The sequence below is a fragment of the Stenotrophomonas humi genome (assembly GCF_001431415.1).
Lineage (GTDB): Bacteria > Pseudomonadota > Gammaproteobacteria > Xanthomonadales > Xanthomonadaceae > Stenotrophomonas > Stenotrophomonas humi.
On sequence record NZ_LDJI01000025.1, the window covers coordinates 1 to 25,894 of the forward strand.

Sequence of the window (25,894 nt, forward strand, 5' to 3'; positions counted from 1 at the left end):
AACCGTGATCAATGCCGCGCGACGGACGCGCTTGGGGGGGCCCAGCGGGAACCGTTGGGTTTCCTTCGATCCAATAAAAAGCCCCGCCGACCAGGGGGGGGTCGACGGGGCCGGGGAGCGGGTATTTGGGGAGGAATCCCCGCTCCGAGATCTGCTCCAGGGGATGGGAGAGATCCGCGACAGGTATTGCGCCTGTCGGGGTCTATAACACCACCCCCAACATTGATGGTTCGTGAAGAATCCGCTTGCTTTCCCTGAGAATTAAGGAGGGATTCATCCCTGCAAAGCATCACTGGCAATGAATGCGCAACCACCCCTATTCAGGGTGAAACGGATCACATTCCTCAGTGCGCCTGGTCCCAGTTTTCACCCACGCCTGTATCCACCACCAGTGGAACACGCAGGGTCGCCGCAGCGGCCATGCGCGATTCCACCTCTCCCCGCAGCGTGTCGATGAAGTCCACATCGGCCTCGAACACCAGTTCATCGTGCACCTGCAGGATCATTTTCGCCTGCTCGGCATGCCCGGCCAGCCAGCCATCCACGCTGACCATGGCACGCTTGATGATGTCCGCCGCCGTGCCCTGCATCGGCGCGTTGATCGCCGCACGCTCGGCGCCGGCACGCAGGCCCTGGTTGCGCGCGTGAATGTCGTTCAGATACAGGCGGCGACCAAACAGCGTTTCCACATAGCCGTTTTCACGAGCCTGAACACGCATGCGCTCCATGAAATCGCGCACGGCCGGATAGCGGCTGAAATACAGCGCCACATAATCCTGTGCCTGGCCACGGTCGATGCCCAGGTTCTTGGCCAGGCCAAACGCGCTCATGCCGTACATCAGGCCGAAGTTGATCGCCTTGGCGGCGCGCCGTTCGTTCGGCGTCACCTCTTCCAGCGTGCGCCCGAACACTTCCGCCGCAGTGGCGCGGTGCACGTCGGCGCCCTGTTCGAAGGCGCTGATCAGGCCCGGGTCTTCGGACAGATGCGCCATGATCCGCAGCTCGATCTGCGAGTAGTCGCAGGCCATCAGCCTGCGCCCCGGCGGTGCCACGAACGCCTTGCGGATGCGTCGGCCATCCTCGGTGCGGATCGGGATGTTCTGCAGGTTGGGATCGGACGAGGACAAACGCCCGGTGGCTGCACCGGACTGGTGGTAGCTGGTGTGCACGCGGCCGGTATCCGGGTTGACCATCTCCGGCAGCTTGTCGGTGTAGGTGCTGCGCAGCTTGGCAAGACCCCGGTATTCCAGGATCACGCGCGGCAGCTCGTGCTGCTCGGCAATGGCCTCCAACGCTTCCTCGTTGGTGCTGGGCTGGCCCTTCGGGGTCTTCACCAGTGCCGGCAGGCCGAGCTCATCGAACAGCACCGCCTGCAGCTGCTTGGGCGAATCCAGGTTGAAGGTATGCCCGGCCATTTCGGTGGCCTTCTGCTGCGCGGCGAGCATGCGCGCGGACAGATCAGCGCTCTGTCGCTTCAACTCGACACTGTCGATGGACACGCCATTGGCTTCGATGCGTGCCAGCACCTGCACCAGCGGCATTTCAATCTCGCGGTACACCTTCTGCAGCGAGGGTTCGGCCGCCAGCTGCGCGGACAACACACGGTGCAGACGCAGGGTGATGTCGGCATCCTCGGCGGCGTAGGCACTGGCCTCGTCGATGCCCACCTGCGAGAACGAAATCTGCTTGGCGCCCTTGCCGGCCACTTCCTCGAACTTGGTCGTGGTGTAGCCCAGGTAGCGTTGCGCCAGCGAATCCATGTCATGGCGGGTGGCGGTGGAGTTGAGCACGAAGCTCTCAAGCATGGTGTCGTCGTGATAACCACGCACATCGATGCCATGACGACGCAGCACGTGGATGTCGTACTTGCCGTGTTGGCCGAGTTTCTTCTTCCCGGCGTTTTCCAGCAGTGGCTTCAATGCGTCCAGCACCTGCGTCATTGGCAGCTGCGCCGGTGCGCCCGGATAGTTGTGGCCCACCGGGATGTAGGCACCCTTGCCCGGCTCGACCGACAGGCTCACACCCACCAGGTTGGCGCGCATGGCGTCCAGCGCATCGGTCTCGGTGTCGAAGGCGAATTCGTCGGCGTCGTGCAGGCGTTTTACCCAGGCCTGCAGTTGTTCGTCGGTGAGCACGGTTTCGTACTCACCCTTGGCCGCCAGGACTGGGTCGGCCTCGATGGCCGGCGCGCTGTCGGCGGCTTTGGCATAGCCGGCGGCGGTGCCGCGCAGGCTGATCTTGCTGTCGTCCACTGATGCCGGTGCTGTACCGCCACCCAGCTCACGCAGCGCCTGGGTGAAGCCGTAGCGGGCGTACAGGCCGCGCAGGGCATCGGCGTCCTGCTCACGCAGCTGCAGGTCACGCGGGCCCTGGTCCAACGCCAGATCGGTGCGGATGGTGACCAGCTCGCGGTTGAGCGGCAGGCGCGGCAGGGCAGCGCGCAGGTTCTCGCCGATCTTGCCCTTCATGGTCGGGGCGGCGGCGATGACGCCGTCCAGATCGTTGTACTCAGCCAGCCACTTGGCAGCGGTCTTTGGGCCGCATTTGTCCACGCCGGGCACGTTGTCCACGGTGTCGCCCATCAGCGCCAGGTAATCGACGATCTGGTCGGCGCGCACGCCGAACTTGTCCATCACCGCGGCATCGGAGTCGGTGCGGCTGCCGGTCATCGTATTGACCAGGACCACACCGGGGCGCACCAGCTGCGCGAAATCCTTGTCGCCGGTGGAGATGGTCACTTCCAGTCCATCGGCAGCGGCGGCCAGCGCCAGCGTACCGATCACGTCATCGGCTTCCACGCCGTCCACGCGCAGGATGTCGATGCCCAATGCCTGGACGATGTCGCACATCGGCTGCACCTGCGAGCGCAGGTCATCGGGCATCGGTGGGCGGTTGGCCTTGTACTCGGCGTACAGGTCATCACGGAAGGTCTTGCCCGGCGCATCGACCACGAAGGCAACGTATTCGGGCTTTTCCTTCAGCGTGGCGCGCAGCATGTTGACCACGCCAAACAGCGCACCGGTCGGCTCGCCTGCGGCGTTGGTCAGCGGCGGGAGCGCATGGAATGCGCGGTACAGGTAACTGGACCCGTCAATCAGGACTAATCTGCTCATGTGCCGATTCTACGCGGCGGGCCGCCGGCCTACCTGCACAGGCATAATCAAACCCACGTCGATACAAGGAAACCCACCATGAAGCAGTTGCTGCTTATTCCCTTGCTGGCCCTGGCCGGCTGCGCCACCACCGGTGACGGTGCGGCGCCAGTTGACGTCAGGGGTGCCGATGTCACCCGCAAGGCAATGGACAACGGCGACACCATCGAGGAATTCCGTGTCGGCGGCCAGCTGCGCATGGTCAAGGTGACCCCGGCCCGTGGCGCACCGTTCTACATGTATGACCGCGATGGTGACGGCCGCATGGACAGCGACAACGACGGCACCAAGCCGGTCTATTGGAAGCTCTACAGCTGGTGATGCCTGGCAATCGCCGCTGACGCTTCACGCCCCTCTCTTGCGCCGAAGGCGGAGGGGAGGGTTGGAAAGGGCTGCGCCAAGCCAAGCAGCGCTGAAGAAGCCGGTTTGCCCCTTCTCCCGTTTACGGAGTGAAGGCATGCGGCCTGCAAGCCACTGGCTCGCGCATGGCTGAACGCCCAACGCGCTGCGTTGGGCCGGGGCGCGAATCGAGGTACCCCGAAGGGGCCGATGAGGGGGAGCTTCTCGCCCTCAAGCAACATTTCCGCACGTCGAGAAGAGGTATCGCGGCCTCATCCAAGCCGCTTCGCTGCAATCCTCACCCCAATCCCCGCTGCGCGTCCCGGCCCTTGCGCCAGCGCAAGGCCGTTCGTGGGGCAGCGAACCAAGGGTTCGCAAGCACTGCCCCCCTCACCCCGCAGGGAGAGAGGGGCTCAAGCACCGCTCCGCCCTCAGCGGATCACCAGCACCGGCACCACGCTGCGGGCCAGCACTTCGGCGGTCTGGCTGCCCAGCAGCACCCGGGTCACGCCACGGCGACCGTGCGAGGTCATGACCACCAGGTCGCTGCCACAGGCCGTGGCGGTATCGATGATGCCGTCAGCGGCATAGCGGTCCAGCACGTGATGCGTCAGCACCTGGTCCACGCCCGCGGCACGCGCGGCCTCGGCGGCCGGCTGCAGGATCTTCTGGGCAGCCGCCTCGCGATCCTTCTGGTACTCCGGGCTGGCTTCATAGCCGGCACTCCAGCCCATGGCGTCATACATGCCTACCGCCCACGGCTCGGACACTGTGACGATATCGGCATGCGCGCCCAGCTGGGCGGCCAGCTCCAGGCCCTTCTGCAGGCCCTTGGCCGAGAGTTCGGAACCGTCGGTGGCAATCAGAATGCGCTTGTACATGGCAGTTCTCCTGGCGATGTGGTGACAGTAACCATTGCACACTCGATGTTGCCGCCGCGCATTGAGGCAAATCAAGCCGCCGGAATCATGCTCAATGGCTCACCCGAACCCGCCAGCAACCGTCGGTCTGTTGCCACTCGAACTCCACCGGCAGGAACTTTTCGATCAACCGCGCATTGCTACGGAGGTGGTCGCTGATCTGCTGGGTGGTGAAACTGCCCTCCCCGGCCAGCGCCATCGGTAGCAGCAGCTGGTCGGACAGGTGTTCGCCCACACAGGCTTGGCCTTGCAGATATCGCAATACCGTCTCGGATAACCGCGTGGCCACCAACTCAGCGGCCAGACCTCGTTCGCCGTGACTGTCGAACATCTCCACATGCTCAGCGTGGCGCACAATGACCGAGGCGACATTCCCCGGCCCCAATGCCGGGCGCACCACGCGTACATGCCTTGGATGCGTGTCGACCCCGAGCCGGTTGCCCAGCAGATCGAGTTCACGTTGCCCAACGGCGGCGGGCAATCCCGAGACCAGCACCGACGCACCCACTGCCTCAAGCGTGCCACGCTGCACGTGATCATAAGGCCGCACACCTGGGCACGGCTGCACTTCCAGCTCCAGCATGCCGCCGCCCGCCGGGTGAAAGCCGTACTGCTGCAGCTGCAACTCCGCTCGCACCCCCATGCGGGCCAGGGCCGGCAGATAGCAGGCCCTGATGAAATCAGCACTCGGTGCCAGCGGATTGTGCGTGCCGCCCTCCAACCGCACCCGGGAGGGGGCGTTGGCCTGCCACAATGCCGGCAGCAGGGTCTGCAGCACCAACGTCGCCGACCCTGCACTGCCGATGGCGAAGTGATAGTCACCTGCCTGTATCGCGGCCGGCATGAAACGCAGTTTCGTTGCGCCCAACGTCGCCCCCTCAACCCGCGCACTACCGATCTGCGCGGCGGCATTGACGGCCGTCAGATGCTGCCGCATCAGTCCCGGACGCGAACGCGCGGCACGGATGTCACTCATGCAGAAGCCGATACCGGTGCACAGACTCAAGGTAAGTGCGGACCGCAGCAACTGTCCTCCGCCATGTGCTCCGCCAATTTCGATCATATCCATGGTCTTGCCTTCCTTCGGCACCCCAGCCTTTGATGCTGGGGCGCTCATGTCATGTCATCTCATCCCTTCACGCATACCACCTGACGCAGGGTGTGCATGATCTCCACCAGGTCACGCTGCGCTTCCATCACCGCCTCGATTGACTTGTAGGCGGCTGGTGACTCATCCACCACCTCGGCGTCCTTGCGGCATTCCACATGTGCGGTGGCCTTGATGTGGTCGTCCACACTGATCAGCTTGCGCGCCTTGGTGCGGCTCATCACGCGGCCAGCACCGTGGCTGCAGCTGTGGAAGCTGTCCGCGTTGCCCAGCCCACGCACGATGAAGCTCTTGGCGCCCATGCTGCCCGGGATGATGCCCATCTCACCCTTGCGCGCACTCACCGCACCCTTACGGGTCACCAATACATCCTTTCCGAAGTGGTGCTCGCGGTTGACATAGTTGTGGTGGCAGTTGACTGCCTCGGCCTGCGCCTCGAACGGCTTGCTGATCACCGTACGCGCGGCCGCAACCACATTGCGCATCATCACCTCGCGGTTGATGCGGGCGAAACGCTGTGCCCAGTCCACTGCGAACACGTAGTCGCCGTAATGCACGCTGCCTTCCGGCAGGTACGCCAGGTCCTGGTCCGGCAGATTGATCATCCAGCGACGCATCTCCTGCTTGGCCAGTTCGATGAAGTAGGTGCCGATGGCATTGCCGACGCCACGCGAGCCGGAGTGCAGCATGAACCACACGCGCTGCTCTTCATCCAGGCACACCTCGACGAAGTGATTGCCGGTGCCCAGCGTTCCCAGGTGTTTGAGGTTGTTGGTGTTCTTCAGCTTGGGGTGGCGCTCACAGATCAAGGCGAAGTCGGCAGCAAGCTGCGACCAGCCCTCGACCGCCAGCTCCGGCGCGGTGTCCCAGCTGCCCTTGTCACGGCCGCCACGGGTCACGCTGCGGCCATGTGGCACTGCGCGTTCGATCGCGCTGCGCAGCGCCGATAGATTGTCGGGCAGGTCGCTGGCGGTCAGCGTGGTGCGGGTAGCGATCATGCCGCAGCCGATATCCACGCCGACCGCCGCCGGGATGATGGCGCCGATGGTCGGGACCACCGAGCCCACGGTTGCGCCCTTGCCCAGATGGACGTCGGGCATCACCGCTACCCATTGATGGATGAAGGGCAGGCGCGCGATGTTCTTCAGCTGCTCGCGGGCCTCGTCTTCCAAGGGCACGCCGCGCGTCCACAGCTTGATCGGTGCCGCACCCGGCTCCTGGATCACGTTGTAATTGGTGTCGTTCATTGATGGCGTTCCTGTCATCTTCAAATCAAAGGTGCGGTGACAAACGGTGGTGGAACTGCCCGCAACGCCGGACATCTGTCTGGTATTGCGGCCGGGAGTCGAACCCGACCCCGCAGGGCTGCCTCTGTAATTCCACCTGCATTCACCGCATGAAACATCTACGAAAGGTGCCGGCCTGCACGACGAGGTTTGAAGGAACATCCTGCTCTACCTGACTGAGCTACCGCTGCGTTTCCGCAGCGGGCGGGATTCGAACCCGCGACCCGGAGCTTAAGAGGCTGTAGTTCCTTCGGCATTCGTGCGTGCCGACGTTGAATGAGTCATGCCAAAGCATGAAGTAGTACGATCAAGGTGCCGGCTTGTACGACAAGAGTGATGGAACGTTTCACCGCCGTGTCACGAGGACAAGACGGCGATCCTGCTCTAACCACTGAGCTACCGATGCATCGCGGCGTCGGGCGGGATTCGAACCCGCGACCTGGAGCGTGAAAGGCTGTAGTTCCATCGGCATTCGTACAAACCGACATAGAGGGTGGGAGCAGACGGCAAGGGTTGGACTGACTCTCCGGATTCGAACCGGAGTGAACAACCAATGTAGTCAGGCCGGCATCCGCCTTCTCCCATAAAAGAATTCTCCAGGCCCGGCCGGCCCCATTGCCGGCCGGGCATCACATCGGCGACATCCGTATCGCCCTTACAGATCCATTGCCGCGATCCGCTCCACCCAGCGTGGGCGTTGTGCCGACGGCAGGCTGACATTGGCCAGCAGCTCGAACACCGCATCGCTGAAGCCGCCGATATGCAGCACGTCCTCGCGCTCTACCGTCTGGCTGCTCGCCACCGGTTGCAGGTCGATGCAAACCAGCTGTGCCTGTGGGCACCGCGCCTTCAGCGCGGTCCACTCACGCATGGTTGCGGTCTCACGGTTGCCGCGGGTGTCCTGCCAGCTTTCGTTGTCCGACACCAGCACCAGCAGATCCACCTGTGCCCGCTTGCGATTGAGGTAGGCCAGTGGTGCACTTACCGACGTACCCCCACCATTGATCGCCAACTGCCGCGCCAAGGTCATCACGCTGTCGCGTGGGTTCAGCGGCTGCGGACGCACCTCGGTGTCGAACGGCAGCACCTGCGCCTGCGGGTGACCGCGCAACACACAGGCCGCGATCAAGGCCGCCACGTCGACGCAACGCGCCGCCGAGCTTGCTCCCTTGCGATAGCCGGTCACCGGCCACTGCATCGAACCGGAGACGTCCACCGCCACCACCACGTTGCCCTGCAATGCCGGCACAGAGGCGGTCGCCACTTCCATCGCGTCCTGCAGCGCGTCCAGGATCGGACGCGGCAAGGCGGCACCTGCGTGGTAGGCCATCAGCAGCTGGTACGGCATTACCCGTGAACGGGCGATCTGCTGCGGGTCACGCAGCTTGGCGGCCACTTCGGCCACCATCGCCGCGTCCTCGAACACTCCGTGACGGGCAAAGGTGTTCAAGTTCATCCGCAACTGCTGCCAGGACGAGTTGCGCACCAGCACCGCCCACTGCGCGGCGTCCAATGCCAGCGCGCTGTAGTACTGGAACGGCAGGTCCGGCAGCATTCCGCGCGGTTCGCGCTTGAATGCTTCGTAGGCACGCAGCTCTGCTGGCAGCAACACTTCGTCGTAGGGCCGCCCGATCACCCAGGCATACAGCGCCTCACGCGCGGCATCCTGCGGCTTGGGGTGGACCATGCGGATCACATCGGCCAGCGACGGCTGGTTGCCGATCGCCGCACGGATGATGGCCTTCGGCGAAGCCTGCTCCAGCCACTGCCGCAGCAGGCGCTTCGGCAACGACCCCAGCGAACGGCGACCCACCCGACCACTACGCATGATCTGCACGAAGGTGCGCAACATGCGGCCGTTGTCGATCACATGCGGGAAGGCAGCGGCAAAGGCCTCGCCATCACGCACGCTCAGCAGCGCCAACAACAGCGCCGGCACGTCCTTCATATGCGCCACGCCGTGGGCATAGGCGGCGGTGCGGGCAATGAAGCCGGCATCGACCTCGTCGCACAGCGCCTGCACCTTTTCCAGTTGCGCATCAGCGCTGGCGTAGAAGGTGCTGTTCAAGCAACCGGTGGCGGCGAACAGGGCCAAGGCCGCACGCGGGTCACGGGCATAGGCCGATCCACCGGCTTCGTTGCGGACCGTGGCCTTCGGCAGCAGGGCGCCGCGGAAGGATGCGAACAGGTTTGCGTTGGCCATTTCGTACTCCTTGGCGGGAACGGCCCGCCGCTTGTCTTGCCCCTATAAAAGCAATGGCCGTGCCAACTTTTCGATACTCCAATCAAGATACTGATTTACAAAGGTATTTGTATTTTTCCGGAGAAGATTTGCACCTCCCGATTGCGCCTTTACGTATACTTTCAGCGCGCTATTTATAGGAATGGATATGTCCAAGCGTCAGGTCATCTTCGGCATGCTCGGCACCCAGCTCGATTCGGGCAGCGGCCCCGGTCGTTGGGAAAAATGGCGGCCCACCGTAGCCCTGGGCATGCATGAAGACTTCCAGCCCGATCGCATCGAGCTGATGCTGGACGAGCGCCGCTTCAGCCGGCTGGCCAAACTGGTGCAGGAAGATCTGGCTCTGGTATCGCCGGGTACCGAGCTGCGCCTGCACGACACCTATCTGGTCGACCCCTGGGAATTCGAAGGCGTGTACGCACGCCTGCATGACTTTCTTGCGGCCTATCCATTCCAGCCGGACGAGGAGGACTATTACGTCCACATCACCACCGGCACCCACGTCACCCAGATCTGCTGGTTCCTGCTGACCGAGAGCCGCCACTTCCCCGGCCGCCTGCTGCAGACCTCCCCGCCGCGCAAACAGGCCAATGGCGACCCCGGCAGCCACACGGTGATCGACCTGGACCTGTCGCGTTACGACCATATCGCCCAGCGCTTCGCCCAGCAGCAGCTGCAGGACCGCGACCTGCTCAAGAGCGGCATCGCCACCCGCAACCCGGCCTTCAACCGGATGATCGAGCAGATCGAGAAAGTGGCCACGCGCTCGCGCGCACCAATGCTGCTGACCGGCCCCACCGGCGCCGGCAAGAGCCAACTGGCCAAGCGTGTGTTCGAGCTGAAGAAACTCAAACACCAGCTGCCCGGTCGCTTCGTTGAAGTGAACTGCGCCACCCTGCGCGGCGACGGCGCGATGAGCACCCTGTTCGGCCACACCAAGGGCGCCTATACCGGCGCCAGCAGTGACCGTGCCGGCCTGCTGCGTTCGGCCCACCAAGGCCTGCTGTTCCTCGACGAGATCGGCGAACTGGGGCCCGACGAACAGGCCATGCTGCTGCGCGCACTGGAAGAAAAGCGCTTCCTGCCGGTCGGCAGTGACCGCGAAGTGGAGAGCGATTTCCAGCTGATTGCCGGCACCAACCGCGATCTGCAGCATGACGTACGCCAAGGCCGCTTCCGCGAGGACCTGCTGGCGCGCCTGAACCTGTGGACCTACCAACTACCCGGCCTGGCCGAACGCAGCGAAGACATCGAACCCAACCTGGAATTCGAGCTGGAGCGCTGGTCGCGCGAGCAGCACGAACGCGTGCGCTTCAACGCCGAAGCACGCAACCGCTACCTTGGCTTCGCGACCAGCAGCGAAGCGGCATGGCGCGGCAACTTCCGCGACCTCGGCGCAAGCGTGGTGCGCATGGCAACACTGGCAAATGCCGGGCGCATCCAGATCGATGGCGTCGATGAGGAGATCAGCCGCCTGCGCACGCAGTGGCATGGCGGCGATGACGCATCGCCCCTGCTGGCATTGATGGGCGATGCGGCAGGCCAACTGGACCACTTCGACCGCGTGCAGCTGGAAGAAGTGGTGCGCGTCTGCCTACGCTCGAAAAATTTGTCTGCCGCCGGTCGTGAACTGTTCGCGGTATCACGCACTCAGCGCGCCAGCACCAACGACGCCGACCGCCTGCGCAAGTACTTGGCCAAGTTCGAGCTGGATTGGGAACAGTTGCGCCAACACGCCGCGCAGTGATCGGCTACCCCTTGTGGCAACGTCGGATGCCGGCCTTCCGACACCCGAACGATGCACTTGTCACTGCAATCCATCGCGCCGGAGCCGGACCAGTCCCAGCAGACAGGCTGCAGGCACCACAAGTGCCTGCGCAACCAGCGGCCAGGCACTGTCGCCGCCGAGGAAAAGCACCCAGAACGTGCCCAGCCCCGCCACGAGAACACCTTGTATGCAGTAGTACAGCGCTACTGCGGCACCCGCGTTGTCGGCGAAACCGGCAAGCGCGCCGTTGGCGGTCACCGACACCGTCATCACGATACCGATCGCGATCACCCACATCGGCACGAGCAGCGTCACCAGCGAGGACGGCAGCAGCCATGTACAGATTGCGAGAAGCACCGCACCGGACATCATCACCAGCGCCCCACGTGCACAACATCCAGCCACGCCCCAGCAGGCCACAAAACGGCCAGCGAACCGAGTGACAACGATCATCACCAACGCAACCGACGCAAACGCCAGACTGAACATCAACTGCGAAAGCCCCACAACACCGATAAGCAGCCGCGGCGCAATCGAGAAGAAGACAAAGAAGCTGCCCATTGCCGCGCTGAAACCCAGTGTGTAGACCCGGAATGGCGCATCCGCCAGGACGGCGCCGAGCACAGCACGTCGCCGGGGCGTTGGCGCTGGACGCGTCTCATGCCAACCACGCCAGGCATGGACCATGGCGATCAATCCCGTCACGCCGAGCATGACGAAAATCGCGCGCCAGCCAAAGGACAGGGCGATCAACGTGCCCAGTATCGGCCCCAACGCCGGCACGAACGCCAGGATCGATCCGAACAGGCTGTAGATCGTGTTGCCCTGACGCGTGTCGGCGTAGACATCACGCACGGTTGCGAACGTGGCCACCAATGCGGCCGAGGCGCCGAGCGCCTGCAGCATCCGCAGGGCCAGGAACAACCCGCCGCCCTGTGTTGCCGCCAGCGCGAACGAGGCACTGGTGAACAACAGCGCACCACCGAGCAGCACCGGACGCCGGCCAATGCGATCAGACAGGGGCCCAAAGATCAGCTGCCCCATGCCAAGCACCAGCAGGTAGCCACTAAGGGTCAACTGCACCAATGCAGACGAAGTTCCCAGGGCAGCCGGCATCTGCGCCAACACAGGCAGATAGACGTCCATCGCCAGTGAGGCGAGTACGTCGAAAGGGACCATCAACAGCAGTGCCGATGGCAAGGAAGGTGCCCAGCTTCGGGCAGGATGAACGGGCATGGCAAAGCCTCCGTACGGAAGAAAATCCGACGGCGACCGGCAATTCATGCAATCAAAGCAGAACGGGCCGCCGCAACAACATCAAGGTGTTGTTGCGGCTTAGCGAACTGCGAGCGGGTTGGCTCCCATCGTTCAGATACCTTGCGTGGCAATGCACCCGCGCAGTGTATCCAACAAGCGCGGAAGGGTCACAAGCTGCAATCCCTGACCACGCCACAGTTGTGTCAGATCACCGTCAGATTGGCATACGCCATCACCAGCCATTTACTGCCGGCATCGGCGAACTCGACCTGCACGCGTGCATGCGCGCCATTGCCCTCGTAGTCGGTGACCATGCCTTCGCCGAACTTGGGGTGCGTGACCAACGCGCCAAGCTTGATCGGCGGTGCTTCGATGGACGCGTGGCCCATCACCCGACTGCTGCCCAGCGAGGCCGGGCGCGAGACCTGCACCTTGGGTCGCACTTCGTGCAGCAGTTCACGCGGGATCTCACGCAGGAAACGCGATGGCAGGCTGTAGTTGTCCTGCCCATGAATACGCCGCGATTCGGCATAGCTCAGCACCAGCTTCTGCCGGGCACGCGTGATGCCGACGTAAGCCAGACGGCGCTCTTCTTCCAGGCGACCGCTTTCTTCCAGCGAACGGGCGCTGGGGAACAGCCCCTCCTCCATGCCCGCCAGGAACACCAGCGGAAACTCCAGGCCCTTGGCCGAATGCAGCGTCATCAACTGCACGCCTTCTTCGCCCGCCTGCGCCTGGCCTTCGCCGGCTTCCAGCGACGCGTAGGACAGGAACGCCACCAGCTCGCTCATGTCCTCGGCGCCTTCTTCGATATCGTCATCGCGACGCACGAAGCGCGAGGCCACCGAGATCAATTCGTCCAGGTTGTCGGTACGCGATTCCGAATCCAGCGCGTTGCGGCTTTCCTTGCTCCAGTGCTCGCGCAGTGCCGAGCGGGTCAGCACATGCTCGATGCGCTCGGCCAGGTCCATCTCACCGGTCTCGGTGGTGATCTGCTGGACCAGGTTGATGAAACCGGCCAGTGCATTCTTGGCGCGCGAGGTCAGGTCGTTGCCCTGGGTGGCCAGCATTGCGGCCTCCCACAGCGACAACGCCTGCTGACGCGCGATGCGCCGCACTTCATCCAGCGTGCGATCACCAATGCCGCGCGTCGGCGTGTTCACCGCACGCTCGAACGCCGCGTCATCGTTGCGGTTGGTCATCAAACGCAGGTAGGCCAGCGCATCCTTGATTTCGGCGCGCTCGAAGAAGCGCATGCCACCATAGACGCGGTACGGCACCTGCTCACTGAGCAGCACTTCTTCGAACGCGCGTGACTGTGCATTGCTGCGATAAAGCACCGCGACGTCGCCGTAGCTGCCGCCATCGCGCACCCATTGCCGCGCGCGCTCGACCAGGTAACGCGCCTCGTCCATTTCGTTGTAGGCCGCGTACAGATCGATGGGATCGCCATCGCCGCTATCGGTCCACAGTTCCTTGCCGATGCGGTCCGGATTGTGCGCGATGACCGCATTGGCCGCGCCCAGGATGTTGGCGGTGGAGCGGTAGTTCTGCTCCAGGCGCACGGTTTCGGCGCCGGGGAAATCCTTCAGGAAACGCTGGACGTTTTCGACCTTGGCACCGCGCCAACCGTAGATGGCCTGGTCATCGTCGCCGACCACGAACACATGGCCGCTGTCGCCGGCCAACACGCGCACGAAGGCGTACTGGATGGCGTTGGTGTCCTGGAACTCGTCGACCAGGATTTCGCGGAAGCGCGAACGGTAGTGCGCGAGCAGACCCGGGTTGTCGCGCAGCAGCTCGTGTGCGCGCAGCAGCAGTTCGGCGAAATCCACCAAGCCGGCGCGGTCGCAGCGCTCCTGGTAGGTGACGTACGCCTGACGCATGGCTTCGCCCCACCGGTCATGCGGCTCGGGCTGGATGTGCTGCGGGCGGCGACCCTCATCCTTCTGCGCGTTGATCCACCACATCACCTGCTTGGGCGGGTACTTTGCATCGTCCAGCTCCAGCTGCTGCACGACGCGCTTGATCATTCGCAGCTGGTCGTCCGAATCCATCACCTGGAACGCTTCGGGCAACTTCGCTTCGGGCCAGTGCAGGCGCAGCAGGCGATGTGCCAGACCATGGAACGTGCCAATCCACATGCCACGGCTGCCCTTGGGCAACTGCGCATCGATACGGTGGCGCATCTCGCCTGCCGCCTTGTTGGTGAACGTCACCGCAAAGATGCCGTGCGTCGGCACCTCGAAGACTTCATTGAGCCAGGCGATGCGGTGAATGAGCACGCGGGTCTTGCCGGAACCGGCGCCGGCAAGAATCAGGTGGTGACCAAGAGGCGCGGAAACGGCCTCGCGCTGGGCTGCGTTCAGCCCGTCGAGAAGGTGGGAGACATCCATCGGGGCATTTTACGACACCACGCGGGTCCTTCCCCGAACCCGGGCTGCAGTCTCAGTCGCGCTGCGCCCGTGCGTGCCGGATACGCCTCACGGCCCACCCCGCCACGGCCCACGCCACGCCCCCCGCAGCGCCAAGGCGGTGCGCCAGGGTGATGACGGCAAAGCCATCCCAGTGGCTGCCATTGCGCCATTCATACGCCAGCTTGAGCGCCATCAACAGCAGCAACGTCCAGGCGATGGCGCCACCGCGTCGCAGCAGCACCATGACCAGCAGGCCGTGCAACAGCCCGGACAGACCGGCGTACCACTGCAAAGCGGGATCGACCTGGAACAACGCCAGCGACAGCAGTGGCATGCCGAGCAGCGCAGCGGCGGCAATGCTGCCGAGCATCCGCTGGCGCAACCCCAGCATCACGATGACCGCCAACGCCACCAGGTTCAGCAACGCATGGGGCATGTCCAGGTGCATCAAGTGACCGCTCCACAGCCGCCACCACTGCCCTTGCGCCACCGCATCGCGGTCGAGCACAAGTGTTGCCGCAGCCGCCGGCCAGCGCAGAGCTAGCGCACTGACCAGAACCGCCGGCAGCAGGATCAGCGACGGCGCAACAACAGCGCGGCGCCAGCCAGCAACAAGGCCAGTTCCCACCACTGCGTACTCCCGCCACCACCCCGGCGCCACTCACCACCGGAGCGGCGATCCACCAGCTTCACCTGGCCTTCTTCGCGTGCGCGCACGGCGAAATCGGCGATGGATTTATCCAGATTGCCGGTCATGGCGTTCATCGCCACGCTGAAACTCTCTCCGGCCAGACGCGCCTGGGTTTGGTCCACGCGCACCGCGGTGGAACCGGCGTCGCGCTGGTCGGTGCCCGGGGCACGGAACAACAGCGCGCGTGTCTTCACATCGAACACCGAGGTATCCACGAACGTGCTGACCTGGTTGCTGTTGCCATGGATGGTATAGGCGCCGACCAGCGTCCAGTACAGCAATGAGGCCGCGTTCTGGTCGGTACGAACGATCTGGTCGTAGGACACCAGTGCGACCAGGTCCACGCCATACATGCGTGCAACCTGCTCAAGATTGTCAAAGCCCCCCTTCGGACGCAGGTAACCGTCCGGGATGACTTCGATGCGCTCGATGAACGGCTGCTCGCGGAATGTCTGCCGCACTTTTTCCAGCAACGCGCTGCGATCAGCAGCACTCACGCCCACCGGATCGTTGTGCGAAGGCACGAACACCAGGCCCACACGCGCCGGCAACCGCACCTGCGGTACCGCACTTTCGGTAGCAGGCTCGAACTTCTCGCCGCTCGGGTACAGATAGTCCACCACGCTGCTGGAAACACCACGGCGCTGGCTACCCTCGCCAAACAAGGTGGCGCAGCCACCCAACAGCAATGTCAATGCAGCCGCTGCGACCACGGCCATGGGCCTGGCACGACGCGCGCGTTTCACGCTGCTCGCCATCTGCTTCGTCGATTCCATACGTCGCCTGTCTCCATGTGTGGCTTGATGCCGGCACTATACATACCCAGACCTTGAGAGCTGGAGCGCGTTAGCCCAGCAGCGCCGTTGCCGCCTGCGCGGCCTGCACGCGCAGCTCGGGAATCGCCAGGCTCTCCCACAGGCTGCCGATGCGCAGACTGCCGAGCACCTGCACACGCGGCTCGACGACGCCATCGGCGTCGATCAGGCTACCGTCGGCGGCACTGTCGATGCCCATGCCATGTGGACCCGGGCGTGCCATGCCGCTGCCCAGCAACTGCTGCAACAGGGCATTGCGCATGGCCTGCGCACGCATCTCCACGCCGGTGGCGTTGATGACATGCTGCACGTCCAGCTGGAACGGGTGACGCCGCTTGTCGAACGCGGTGAGCTGCACACAGGCGCCGTCGGCGAAGGCAGTCTCCAGACGGCCACGGTGCAACTGCAATTGCCCTTGCTGCTGCAGCTGCATCAACTGCGCGTGCACCGATGCGGCAATGCGGTGACGGTGCACGTCCCAGTAACGCACCACGTGCCGCAGGAAGCGGCGCTGGTCGTCAAAGGACAACGTCTGCCACAGCGCCTGCCCCATCGGGCGGATGCGCTCCATCACGTTCTGCCACGGAATGCCGCGCTCGGCGGCCTGTACCGCGTGCTGGCGCAGCGCATGCAGGCGCTGGCGCAGATCCATCCTCAACAGCGGTTCGGGGTCGTAATCGGCTGCCGGCCCCTTGGCATGCGGCAACGGCAGCAACGCATGACGCGACAGCACATGGATGCGCCCGCGATGACCGGTCGCCACCAGCGACACCACGGTATCGGCCATGCTCAGGCCGGAACCGACGATGGCTACATCGGCATTGCCGGCAATGCCATGCACCGCATCAAAATCCCAGGCCTCCACCCGCTTGCCGTCTGGTAGCGAGCCAGCGCCGCGCGCGGGCAGTGGACGCAGGGCATTGCCGGAAGCCAACACCACACGGCGCGCCAGCAACTGCTGGCCCGAGGCCAGCGTCAGCTGGAAACCGACGGCATCGCGATCCAGCGCCTGCACGCGCTCGGCACGGATCTCCAGTTGTGCGGGGCTGACCTCCACCGCCTGCTGCAGGCGATGGCGCAGGTAATCGGCGAAACAGCGGCGCGGCACGAATTGCGTTGCCAGCGTGTCGCGATCGACGCCCGGGAAGGCCTGCACATCCAACAGGTACTCGAGGAAATCCTCGACCTTGTCGGGAAAGCCGCCCATCTTGCCGGCAGGCACGTTGAGCAGGTGCTCGGGATAGGGGGTGGCATAGGCCACGCCACGTGCCAGTGGCAACGATGGCTCCAGGATCAGCACACGCAGCGGCTGTTGCGCACCGCGCAGCACCCCGATGGCAGCAAGGACGCCGGCGGCGCCGCCGCCGATGATGGCCACATCACACGGCCCGGAAGTATCAATCACGCTCATTGGCCCGATTGTAGGCGATGCCACGTAATTACCTGATGCCCACGGCGCATGTGCTCATGGGCGATGCGCCGCTGCTTTTTCACACCGCTGAAACACAAAACCCGCCTTTCGGCGGGTTCTGAGCGATACGGCAAGCCAAACAATCCGCGGGCGGATTACTTGATCTTGCCTTCCTTGTAGAGGACGTGCTTGCGCACAACCGGATCGTACTTGGAGAATTCCATCTTCCCCGGGGTGTTCTTCTTGTTCTTGTCGGTCGTGTAGAAGTGACCGGTACCAGCGGTCGAAATCATACGGACCTTATCGCGCTTGCCTGCCATGATTGTCTACTCCTCAGACCTTTTCGCCGCGCGCACGCAGCTCAGCCAGAACGGAATCAATGCCGTTCTTGTCGATGGTGCGCAGTGCATGCGCGGAAACACGAAGCTTGACCCAGCGGTTCTCGCTGGCAACCCAGAAACGGCGCTCGTGCAGGTTCGGCAGGAAACGACGACGGGTCTTGTTGTTGGCGTGCGAGACGTTGTTACCCGTCTGCACTCCCTTGCCGGAAACTTGGCATACGCGGGACATTGCGCACCTCGGTAATGTTGATGACTTCCTTAGCCAGGAAGACGGCGGCCCCGGCGGTTACCCGCCACGCGTCATGGGAATCAAAGGGTTACGCTGTCGAGGGTGGGCCGAATGACGTGTTCCCGGCCACCGATCCGGAGAATTCCGGACACAGCGAGCCGGCAATTATGCAAGCGACCGGCCCTCAGTGCAAATCCTGGCCCTCGGAGGGCTCATTCAGCGGCGAATGACAGGGTGCGCCGCCAGCGCAGCGGGGTCGTGGCGCGTGCCGGGTCGGGCGGAAACAGGCTCATGTAACCGGCTGCGATGGCCCGTTCACGCAGCCGTTCACCCACACCCTCGGCCACCTCGACGTCCACATGGGTGACCTTGCCCTGCGGGTCCACGTCCATCGCCCAGACCAACCGGCCAACCCACTGTTCTGCCGGGATCGAGGCGTCGTAGTTGGGCCGCCCGGCCACATAAGGGGCCGATAGATCCCGATATTGCGGCGAATCCTCGATACGGGGATCGACCCGGATCTGTGCCGAATGCTCGCGGCCATCACCGAGCACGACGCGCACCGTCCAGTCACCCGGCGCGCCATCCTTGCCCAGATCAGCGCGATAGCAGCGCTTGGCACCTTGGTAATCGGCATGTTGCTGCAGCGATACACGCTTGCCCTGCGCGTCGAGCAGCTCAAGCTGCAACCCGCCTACCTCGGTGGGTTTGGCATTGGCGGCGACGCAGATTTGATGGTCATGCCCGCCCTCGGTGACAAACTGCCGGGTCTGCTGCCGGGCAAGCGAATCAGCCGGAGGCTTGGACCAAAGGAATTCGATGTAGATGTCGGTGTCTTCGGCCGCAACGTTGCCACTGAACACCGCCATCAGCCCCGCTGCCAGAACAACATGCCGTGCCTTCATGGCCGTTCTCCCTGAATGTGCCGCTCCGACTCTAGAAGCTGGGCACGGCAAGCATCAAGTCGTGAGCGACTACGGGGCGTGCGCAATCTTGTTCAGCTGAAGCTCGCGCCAAGCGGCGCGGGCCACGCGCCAGGCCGAGCGCAGGAACAGCAGCAGCAAGGCCACGCCGATCAGCAGATCCGGCCAACCGGCGCCGAATGCCCAGACCGCCACCGCGGCCAGGATCACCGCGCCGCCTTCGTACACATCATTCAGTGAACACGCCCAGGCCGAGGCCAGGTTGATGTCGCCCTGCCGGTAGGGCCACAGCAAGCGCAGGCACAGCAGATTGGCCGCCAGATTCAGCAGTGCTGCGATGCCCATGCTCTCGAACAGCGGCAGGTGCGGATGGGCCAGCTTCCAGCCAATGCCCACCGCCACCGCGATGGCGGCGCATAGGATGAACACCGCTTTGAGCATCGCCACGCGCGCCTTGGCGGCAAGGCTGGCGCCTACCACCGCGATGCTCAGGGCATAGGTAAGTGCGTCACCGAGGTTGTCCAGGCTGCCAGACAACAATGACGCCGAACCGCTGTGCCAGGCCGCGAGCACCATCATCACGAACGTGACCAGGTTGATCGCCAGCACCTGGTAGAGCACACGGCGCTGTCGGGCCTGCATGCGCTCGACTTCAAGGGTTTTGCCGCAACCGCAACAGTCGCTCATGGGGGACTCAAGTTTTTCGTCGCGGCTATTGTCGCGCTGAAGCGGATCGTTTGCAGGAGGTTGTAGGTCCTTTGGGTTCCGTGGCGCTTAGTAAGCGCTGCGCATCCGGCGTGTTTCGTGCTCCCGGTGCATTGCGAGCCAAGAGCGCCCCTCACCCCAACCCCTCTCCCGCTAGCGGGAGAGGGGATCAAAGCAGGCCTGCGTGCGCTCAGCTCCTGCGGTGCAACCAGCGGTACAACACCGGCAACAGCAGCAAGGTCAGCAGCGTCGAGGAGACGATGCCGCCGATCACCACGGTGGCTAGGGGACGCTGCACTTCCGAGCCGGCACCGACGTTGAAGGCCATCGGCACGAAGCCCAGTGATGCCACCAAGGCGGTCATCAACACCGGGCGCAGACGACCCAATGCACCTTCGCGCACCGCCACATCCAAGGTGCGCCCCTGCTCACGCAGATGCCGCACGAAGCTGATCATCACCAGTCCATTGAGCACCGCCACGCCGGACAGCGCGATGAAGCCCACGCCGGCCGAGATCGACAGGGGAATGCCACGCGCCGCCAAGGCCAGCACGCCACCGGTCAACGCCAGCGGCACGCCGCTGAACACGATGGCCGCGTCCTTGCCCGAACCAAACGCCCAGAACAGCAACGCGAAGATCAGCACCAAGGTCACCGGCACCACGATCGCCAAACGCTGGCTGGCCGAGATCAGCTGCTCGAAGCTGCCGCCATATTCCACCCAATAACCCGGCGGTACCTTCACCTGCGCATCCACCGCAGCCTGCAACTCGGTCACGAAACTGCCGAGGTCACGGTCACGCACGTTGGCCGTGACCACGATGCGGCGTTTGCCGTTGTCGCGATTGATCTGGTTCGGCCCTTCACTGCTTTCGATGCGCGCCAGCTCACGCAACGGCACGGTGCGCGCGTCACCACTGCGCCAATCGCCCACGCGACTGGATTCATCGGCGCTGTTCTGTGCCAGCGCAGGCTCCAGCGACACCGGCAGGTCGGCCAATGCGGCCGGGTCCTGGCGCAGTGTTTCCGGCAACCGGACGACGATGTCGAAGCGACGGTCGCCCTCGAACAACTGCCCTGCCACGCGTCCACCCACGGCGGTGGAAACGGTGGATTGCAGCTGACCCGGATTGAGCCCGTAGCCGGCCAGCGCGCTGCGATTGGGCGTGATGGTCAACAACGGCAGTCCGCTGGTTTCCTCCAACCGCACGTCCGCCGCTCCCGGCACCTTGGAGGCGACATCGGCGATGCGTTGACCGACCTGCGCCAGCGTCTCCATGTCATCGCCAAACAGCATCACCGCCACATCCGCACGCACCCCCGAGATCAACTCGTTCATGCGCATCTGGATCGGCTGGGTGAACTCGTAGTTGTTGCCCGGCAGCTCTTCCACGGCCGCTTCCAATTCGGCCAACAACTGCACGCGGGGCTTGCGTGGATCCGGCCATTCCTTGCGCGGCTTCATCATGATGAAGGTGTCCGCCACCGACGGCGGCATCGGGTCCGATGCAACCTCCGGCGTGCCGATCTTCGAGAACACCTTGACCACCTCCGGCAGCTGCATCAAGCGCAGCTCCACCTGCTTCTGCATGGTCACCGACTGGGTCAGGCTGGTGCCGGGAATACGCATGGCGTGCATCGCCACGTCGCCTTCGTCCAGGTTCGGTACGAACTCGCTGCCAAGGCGCGTGGCGAGCAGGCCACAGACGACCACCAGCACGGCTGCACCTGCCACCGCCCAACGTCCATGTCGCAATACGTGATCCAGCAACGGCTCGTAGCGTGCACGCAGCCACGCCATCAAGCGGTTTTCCTTCTCCTCCACCCGGCCGCCGAGGAACAGCGCAATCGCCGCCGGCACGAAGGTCAACGCCAACAGCATCGCGCCGGTCAATGCCAGCACCACGGTGATCGCCATCGGGTGGAACATTTTTCCTTCAACGCCGGTGAGCGCGAAGATCGGCAGGTACACGGCGGTGATGATGCCCAAACCGAACAAGCTGGGGCGGATCACTTCCGCGGTGGCACTGGCGGTTTCGCTGAAACGCTCCTCGCGCGTCATTGCACGGCCCAATGCATGCGTGCGCTCACCAAAGCGGCGCAGACAGTTCTCGATGATGATCACCGCGCCATCGACGATCAGACCGAAGTCCAACGCACCCAAACTCATCAGGTTGGCCGACACGCCACCGCGCGCCATGCCGGTCAGGGTGAACAGCATCGCCAGCGGAATCACCGCAGCGGTGATCAAGGCAGCGCGGAAGTTGCCCAGCAGCAGGAACAGCACCACGATCACCAGCAACGCGCCTTCCAGCAGGTTCTTGGCGACGGTCTGGATGGTGCGGTCCACCAGTGCGGTGCGGTCGTAGCTGGCGGTGACGGTGACCCCTTCAGGCAGGCTGCGTTGTGCCTGCTCCAGCTTGGCAGCAGCAGCCTGCGCCACATCGCGGCTGTTGGCGCCGACCAGCATCACCACCGTGCCCATCACCACTTCGTGGCCGTTCTGGGTGGCGGCGCCGCTGCGCAGCTCCGGGCCTTCGGCGACCTCAGCAACGTCGTGCACGTGGATCGGCACGCCTTCGCGACGGGCCAGCACGATGTTGCCGATCTCCTCCACGCCGCTCACCTGCCCCGGCACACGCACCAGGAACTGCTGGCCATTGCGTTCGATATAGCCGGCGCCAACGTTCTGGTTGTTGCCTTCCACCGCTTCAGCCACGTCGTCGAGCGTGAAGCCCAGCGCGCGCAGCTTGGCCGGGTCCGGGGTGATGTGGATCTGCCGCTGGTAACCACCGATCGTGTTGACTTCGGTGACGCCCGGGACGTTGCGCAGCTGCGGTCGCACCACCCAGTCCTGCAGCGTGCGCAGGTCGGTGGCGGTGTAGGCCGTGCCGTCCGGCTTGCGCGCCTTGGGGTCGGCGTCAATGGTGTACATGAAGATCTCGCCCAGGCCGGTGGCGATCGGCCCCAACTGCGGATCTAGCCCTTCGGGCAGCTGCGACTTCACCTGCTGCAGGCGTTCGGCCACCTGTTGGCGGGCGAAATACAGGTCGGTGCCGTCCTTGAACACCACGGTCACCTGCGACAGACCGTAGCGCGACAGCGAGCGCACCTGCTCGAGTTTCGGCAGGCCGGCCATCACCGTTTCCACCGGATAGGTGATGCGCTGTTCGGCCTCCAGCGGTGAGTAGCCTTCGGCGGCGGTATTGATCTGGACCTGGACGTTGGTGATGTCCGGCGTGGCGTCGATCGACAGGCGGGTGAAGCTCCAGCTGCCGATGGCGACCAACGCCAAGGTCAACGCCATCATCAACCAGCGATGCGCGATGGCCGCGCGGATGATGCGCTCAAGCATGGTCCGGCCCTCCCTGAGTGAGGCGGCGGCAATCAATGTTCATGCGCGGCCCCCGCTTTGCCGATATCGGCCTTGACCACGTAACTCTGCTCGACGACGACCTGTTCGCCGACGCGCAGGCCTTGCTTGACTTCCACCTTGGTGGCATCGCGCGCGCCCAGCGTCACGGGCCGCGCAGTGTATTTATCACCATCGCGCACGAACACCACCTCGCGCCCTTCCAGGGTCTGCAATGCGGACAGCGGCACCACCATGTCGGCCGGCTGCATGGCCACCACGATGCGTGCCTTCACCGCCGCGCCGGGCCGCCACAGACCGTCGTCATTGCGCACGCTGGCGCGGGCGATGGTGCTCTGGCTGGCGGTGGCGGTACCGGGCAACACGCGCTCCAGCGTGGTGCCCTGGCTGACGCCATCGGTCATGCGGGTCACGGTGACCGGCACGCCAGCGGTGATGTGCTGGGTATCGGCGCCGAAGATGTGCAGGTCCACCCACAATTCGGACAGGTCACCGATTTCAAACAATGGCGTGCCTTCACCCGCCACGGCGCCCACCTGCGCCTGTCGCGACAACACCACGCCACTGATCGGCGCGCTGACGCTGTAGGTGCTGAGGCTGAGATTGCTGTCGATGCTGGCCAGCGGCTGCCCGGCCCGCACACGATCACCCACGTTGGCGCGCAACGTGCGGATCGGCCCCGGGAAGCGTGCCATCACCTGTGCCACACGGCCATCGACCGGCGTCAGCAGACCCTGTACTTCGTGCTCGTCGGCGATGGTACCGGCCTGCACCGGTGCACTGACGATGCCGGCCTGCTGCGCCATCGCGGCCTTGATGGTCGTGCTTTCGGCCTCTTCCTCACCTTCTTCGTGAGAATGGCCGGCTTCGTCATGGCCGGCTTCTTCAGCCGGCGCAGGCGCGACCGTATCGGGCTTGCCGCCACAGGCACTCAACGACAACACCAACAGCAGCAACGCCATGGAGGAAATGAAAGTGGTGCGGCTCATCGTGCGTTCTCCACGGCAATGGGGGCGTCTTCGGCAAGCATCGACTGGCCGGTGAGACGCTGGATTTCGATCAGGGCTGTATGCGCGGCGATGGCGGAATCGAGCTGGCGCTGACGCGCCTCGATGCGCATGGCCTGCAGCTGGGCCCACTCCATATAGCTGGCGGCACCGGCGCGCCATGCCTGCTCGGCGGCACGCTCGGCCTTCTGCAGCTGCGGCAGCACGTCGCGCTTCATCCGCTCTACTTCCAATCGCGCACCGGCATAGCGGCCGTGCGCTTCAGCCAACGTGGCATACAGCTGCTGCTGACGCGCTTTCCGCTCATACGGCAGCAACGCGAGACTGCTTTCAGCCTCGCGGATCTCCGGTGCCGCGCGACGGGCACTGCCCAGAGGAATGCTGAAACCACCGACCAGCGACGTGGAGCTGTCAGCACGGCTGTTGCGCACGCCCGCCTGCCAGTTCCAGTCCGGCTTGGCGGCGGTACGGGCCAGCTGCAGCTGAGCTTCGCGGATGCGCTGCTCGCCGAGCAGTTCGGCCAGTTCCGGTGCACGTTGCAGTTCCTCGGCCAGCACCTCGAAATCGCGGGCGGCCGGCAGCTGCAGGGCATCGCCGCTGACCGCGCTGAAGCCAGCCTGGCGTGCTCCCCACAGCGCTGCCAGGGCGAGACGTGCCGATGCCGCCTCCTGGGTGGCGCGGTCGCGGTCCAGTTCGGCCTGCGCCAGCATTGCCTGCGCGGTGAACAGCACCGATTCGGGCGATGCACCCGCCTGCAGCCGCAGGCGCGCGGCATTGACCGCACGGCGTCGCTGCTCGATATCGGTCATCGCGATATCCAGCGCGGACTGCGCACGGGCAACTTCGAGGTAGCGGCGTGCGGCTTCGGCCAGCAGATCCAGACGCGCCGTGGCACGCTGCGGCGCCAGCGCATCGAGGTTGGACTGGGCCAGCAAGCGGCGCGCGTCAAGCTTGCCCCCGCGCTCCAGCACGCCGGACAGGCTTACCGTGGTTTCCAGGCCCTGCAGGCCGCGGTTGTCGCCGCTGCCGAGCAGGTTCTCGACATCGACGCCCACCTGCAGCGGCGGGCGCAGCGATGCCGCGTCGCGACGTGCTTCAAGCACCGGACGCTGCGCGTCGACCAGCTGCAGGTCGGGGTGATCAAGGGCGACGCGGGCGATGGCCGCATCGAGGGTCAACGGTACAGCGGGCACAGGTTCCTGCGCGTGCACGCGCGGAACCAGCGCAAAAGCGGCAATCGCCGCCAGGCGCATCCACATGGGGAATCTCCAGATAGCAGGTACAGACGTGGGCAACCGGCCACTGGCCGGGACGTCAGGCGGCTATCGGGGGGCGGAACAGACTCTCGGCGGGCTGCGAAGCCAACTGCGGCGTCAAGGCGACGCGGGTGTGCTGGATCGGCGGCGGTGACAACTGCCAGGCCGGTGCGAACAACGGCAGCACGCCGCCGTGACCATGGCAGTCCACGCAATGCACCAAGGCATGCAGCAGGGCATTGGCCGCATCTTCGGCATCGGGTGCGACCGCCAGTGCGGCGTCATCGTGCTCATGCACATCGGCACCGATGTCGGTGTGCGACAGCATGTGGATATCGGTCAATGCCGACGCCAGCGAGGTACCGAACACGCCCATGCCGACCAGCGCCAGCATCAGCAGGCGCAGCAGGTAGAGACGGCGGTGGCGCAGGGAACGCGGCATGCTGCGCAGCCTAGCGGTGGTGGGGGCCGTTACACAATCGCAGGGTTCAGAAAGCCGCCCTCATCCGCCCTACGGGCACCTTCTCCCGCACGCGGGAGAAGGGAAGGGTTGGTCGCAAGCTGGAGCAATGCCTGCAATCGCAGCGCTGACGTCCTTCTCCCGCGTGCGGGAGAAGGTGGCGCGCAGCGCCGGATGAGGGCGCCTTTGCTTCT

Annotated in this window: 20 protein-coding genes; 2 read left to right on the forward strand and 18 right to left on the reverse strand. The window is 64.6% G+C overall.

The features are described 5' to 3' along the window. Nucleotides 1-344 precede the first annotated feature (344 nt). Nucleotides 345-3,113, reverse strand: a complete 2,769-nt coding sequence (polA, locus tag ABB26_RS12740; RefSeq protein WP_057634731.1) for a DNA polymerase I — start codon at nucleotides 3,111-3,113, stop codon at nucleotides 345-347. A 78-nt stretch (nucleotides 3,114-3,191) separates the two neighbouring features. On the opposite strand from polA, the gene ABB26_RS12745 reads away from it, so the two are divergent. After that, complete coding sequence (locus tag ABB26_RS12745) at nucleotides 3,192-3,473, forward strand: DUF2782 domain-containing protein (RefSeq protein ID WP_057634733.1); 282 nt, start codon at nucleotides 3,192-3,194, stop codon at nucleotides 3,471-3,473. A 449-nt stretch (nucleotides 3,474-3,922) separates the two neighbouring features. On the opposite strand, the gene ABB26_RS12750 is transcribed toward ABB26_RS12745, so the two are convergent. The 4 genes from ABB26_RS12750 to ABB26_RS12765 form a co-directional block, all read right to left on the reverse strand. Further along, the gene (locus ABB26_RS12750) at nucleotides 3,923-4,372 is read right to left on the reverse strand and encodes a universal stress protein (RefSeq protein WP_057634735.1); all 450 of its coding nucleotides are present in this window, start codon (nucleotides 4,370-4,372) and stop codon (nucleotides 3,923-3,925) included. 91 nt (nucleotides 4,373-4,463) lie between these two features. Further along, nucleotides 4,464-5,480 carry an RNA 3'-terminal phosphate cyclase gene (gene rtcA, locus ABB26_RS12755; protein ID WP_057634943.1) on the reverse strand — a complete coding sequence of 339 codons (1,017 nt, stop codon included), beginning with the start codon at nucleotides 5,478-5,480 and terminating at the stop codon, nucleotides 4,464-4,466. A gap of 59 nt (nucleotides 5,481-5,539) precedes the next feature. Next, nucleotides 5,540-6,766 (reverse strand): RtcB family protein, encoded by a 1,227-nt coding sequence (locus ABB26_RS12760; RefSeq protein WP_057634737.1) that lies wholly within the window; start codon nucleotides 6,764-6,766, stop codon nucleotides 5,540-5,542. Nucleotides 6,767-7,460: 694 nt separating this feature from the next. Then, complete coding sequence (locus tag ABB26_RS12765; RefSeq protein WP_057634738.1) at nucleotides 7,461-9,008, reverse strand: vWA domain-containing protein; 1,548 nt, start codon at nucleotides 9,006-9,008, stop codon at nucleotides 7,461-7,463. A gap of 187 nt (nucleotides 9,009-9,195) precedes the next feature. Between ABB26_RS12765 and rtcR the strand changes: the two genes are divergently transcribed. Further along, nucleotides 9,196-10,794 carry an RNA repair transcriptional activator RtcR gene (rtcR, locus tag ABB26_RS12770; RefSeq protein WP_057634944.1) on the forward strand — a complete coding sequence of 533 codons (1,599 nt, stop codon included), beginning with the start codon at nucleotides 9,196-9,198 and terminating at the stop codon, nucleotides 10,792-10,794. A gap of 60 nt (nucleotides 10,795-10,854) precedes the next feature. On the opposite strand, the gene cml is transcribed toward rtcR, so the two are convergent. The 13 genes from cml to ABB26_RS12835 form a co-directional block, all read right to left on the reverse strand. Then, on the reverse strand, nucleotides 10,855-12,051 hold the full coding sequence (gene cml / locus ABB26_RS12775) for a CmlA/FloR family chloramphenicol efflux MFS transporter (RefSeq protein WP_057634740.1): 1,197 nt from the start codon (nucleotides 12,049-12,051) through the stop codon (nucleotides 10,855-10,857). Nucleotides 12,052-12,275: 224 nt separating this feature from the next. Then, nucleotides 12,276-14,468: a DNA helicase II gene (uvrD, locus tag ABB26_RS12780; RefSeq protein ID WP_057634741.1), complete on the reverse strand. Its 2,193-nt coding sequence runs from the start codon at nucleotides 14,466-14,468 to the stop codon at nucleotides 12,276-12,278. 52 nt (nucleotides 14,469-14,520) lie between these two features. Further along, on the reverse strand, nucleotides 14,521-15,117 hold the full coding sequence (gene rrtA, locus ABB26_RS12785) for a rhombosortase (protein WP_161809050.1): 597 nt from the start codon (nucleotides 15,115-15,117) through the stop codon (nucleotides 14,521-14,523). Next, entirely contained in the window at nucleotides 15,063-15,956 is an 894-nt protein-coding gene (gene rhlP / locus ABB26_RS12790) for a rhombotarget lipoprotein (protein ID WP_057634744.1), read from the reverse strand. Before rhlP ends, rrtA begins: the two co-directional genes overlap by 55 nt. A 70-nt stretch (nucleotides 15,957-16,026) precedes the next feature. Further along, complete coding sequence (locus tag ABB26_RS12795) at nucleotides 16,027-17,406, reverse strand: FAD/NAD(P)-binding protein (protein ID WP_057634746.1); 1,380 nt, start codon at nucleotides 17,404-17,406, stop codon at nucleotides 16,027-16,029. Nucleotides 17,407-17,561: 155 nt separating this feature from the next. After that, nucleotides 17,562-17,729 carry a 50S ribosomal protein L33 gene (rpmG, locus tag ABB26_RS12800; RefSeq protein ID WP_211261969.1) on the reverse strand — a complete coding sequence of 56 codons (168 nt, stop codon included), beginning with the start codon at nucleotides 17,727-17,729 and terminating at the stop codon, nucleotides 17,562-17,564. Nucleotides 17,730-17,739: 10 nt separating this feature from the next. Next, on the reverse strand, nucleotides 17,740-17,976 hold the full coding sequence (rpmB, locus tag ABB26_RS12805) for a 50S ribosomal protein L28 (RefSeq protein WP_057505668.1): 237 nt from the start codon (nucleotides 17,974-17,976) through the stop codon (nucleotides 17,740-17,742). 212 nt (nucleotides 17,977-18,188) lie between these two features. Beyond that, nucleotides 18,189-18,881: a hypothetical protein gene (locus ABB26_RS19445; protein WP_057634750.1), complete on the reverse strand. Its 693-nt coding sequence runs from the start codon at nucleotides 18,879-18,881 to the stop codon at nucleotides 18,189-18,191. A gap of 69 nt (nucleotides 18,882-18,950) precedes the next feature. Then, complete coding sequence (locus ABB26_RS12815; RefSeq protein ID WP_057634752.1) at nucleotides 18,951-19,586, reverse strand: cation efflux transmembrane domain-containing protein; 636 nt, start codon at nucleotides 19,584-19,586, stop codon at nucleotides 18,951-18,953. A 208-nt stretch (nucleotides 19,587-19,794) separates the two neighbouring features. After that, nucleotides 19,795-22,959 carry an efflux RND transporter permease subunit gene (locus tag ABB26_RS12820; protein WP_057634755.1) on the reverse strand — a complete coding sequence of 1,055 codons (3,165 nt, stop codon included), beginning with the start codon at nucleotides 22,957-22,959 and terminating at the stop codon, nucleotides 19,795-19,797. Between the two features lie 32 nt (nucleotides 22,960-22,991). Further along, nucleotides 22,992-23,966: an efflux RND transporter periplasmic adaptor subunit gene (locus tag ABB26_RS12825; protein WP_083490824.1), complete on the reverse strand. Its 975-nt coding sequence runs from the start codon at nucleotides 23,964-23,966 to the stop codon at nucleotides 22,992-22,994. Continuing rightward, nucleotides 23,963-25,243: a TolC family protein gene (locus ABB26_RS12830; RefSeq protein WP_057634757.1), complete on the reverse strand. Its 1,281-nt coding sequence runs from the start codon at nucleotides 25,241-25,243 to the stop codon at nucleotides 23,963-23,965. The genes ABB26_RS12825 and ABB26_RS12830 overlap by 4 nt, the downstream gene beginning before the upstream one ends. Before the next feature lie 55 nt (nucleotides 25,244-25,298). After that, nucleotides 25,299-25,682 carry a hypothetical protein gene (locus ABB26_RS12835; RefSeq protein WP_057634759.1) on the reverse strand — a complete coding sequence of 128 codons (384 nt, stop codon included), beginning with the start codon at nucleotides 25,680-25,682 and terminating at the stop codon, nucleotides 25,299-25,301. Nucleotides 25,683-25,894 lie beyond the last annotated feature (212 nt).

Excerpts from the sequence above, each read along its gene's own strand:
- polA (WP_057634731.1), bottom strand. The coding sequence starts at position 3,113 with ATGAGCAGATTAGTCCTGATTGACGGGTCCAGTTACCTGTACCGCGCA.
- ABB26_RS12745 (WP_057634733.1), top strand. The coding sequence starts at position 3,192 with ATGAAGCAGTTGCTGCTTATTCCCTTGCTGGCCCTGGCCGGCTGCGCC.
- ABB26_RS12750 (WP_057634735.1), bottom strand. The coding sequence starts at position 4,372 with ATGTACAAGCGCATTCTGATTGCCACCGACGGTTCCGAACTCTCGGCC.
- rtcA (WP_057634943.1), bottom strand. The coding sequence starts at position 5,480 with ATGGATATGATCGAAATTGGCGGAGCACATGGCGGAGGACAGTTGCTG.
- ABB26_RS12760 (WP_057634737.1), bottom strand. The coding sequence starts at position 6,766 with ATGAACGACACCAATTACAACGTGATCCAGGAGCCGGGTGCGGCACCG.
- ABB26_RS12765 (WP_057634738.1), bottom strand. The coding sequence starts at position 9,008 with ATGGCCAACGCAAACCTGTTCGCATCCTTCCGCGGCGCCCTGCTGCCG.
- rtcR (WP_057634944.1), top strand. The coding sequence starts at position 9,196 with ATGTCCAAGCGTCAGGTCATCTTCGGCATGCTCGGCACCCAGCTCGAT.
- cml (WP_057634740.1), bottom strand. The coding sequence starts at position 12,051 with ATGCCCGTTCATCCTGCCCGAAGCTGGGCACCTTCCTTGCCATCGGCA.
- uvrD (WP_057634741.1), bottom strand. The coding sequence starts at position 14,468 with ATGGATGTCTCCCACCTTCTCGACGGGCTGAACGCAGCCCAGCGCGAG.
- rhlP (WP_057634744.1), bottom strand. The coding sequence starts at position 15,956 with ATGGAATCGACGAAGCAGATGGCGAGCAGCGTGAAACGCGCGCGTCGT.
- ABB26_RS12795 (WP_057634746.1), bottom strand. The coding sequence starts at position 17,406 with ATGAGCGTGATTGATACTTCCGGGCCGTGTGATGTGGCCATCATCGGC.
- rpmB (WP_057505668.1), bottom strand. The coding sequence starts at position 17,976 with ATGTCCCGCGTATGCCAAGTTTCCGGCAAGGGAGTGCAGACGGGTAAC.
- ABB26_RS19445 (WP_057634750.1), bottom strand. The coding sequence starts at position 18,881 with ATGAAGGCACGGCATGTTGTTCTGGCAGCGGGGCTGATGGCGGTGTTC.
- ABB26_RS12815 (WP_057634752.1), bottom strand. The coding sequence starts at position 19,586 with ATGAGCGACTGTTGCGGTTGCGGCAAAACCCTTGAAGTCGAGCGCATG.
- ABB26_RS12820 (WP_057634755.1), bottom strand. The coding sequence starts at position 22,959 with ATGCTTGAGCGCATCATCCGCGCGGCCATCGCGCATCGCTGGTTGATG.
- ABB26_RS12825 (WP_083490824.1), bottom strand. The coding sequence starts at position 23,966 with ATGAGCCGCACCACTTTCATTTCCTCCATGGCGTTGCTGCTGTTGGTG.
- ABB26_RS12830 (WP_057634757.1), bottom strand. The coding sequence starts at position 25,243 with ATGTGGATGCGCCTGGCGGCGATTGCCGCTTTTGCGCTGGTTCCGCGC.
- ABB26_RS12835 (WP_057634759.1), bottom strand. The coding sequence starts at position 25,682 with ATGCCGCGTTCCCTGCGCCACCGCCGTCTCTACCTGCTGCGCCTGCTG.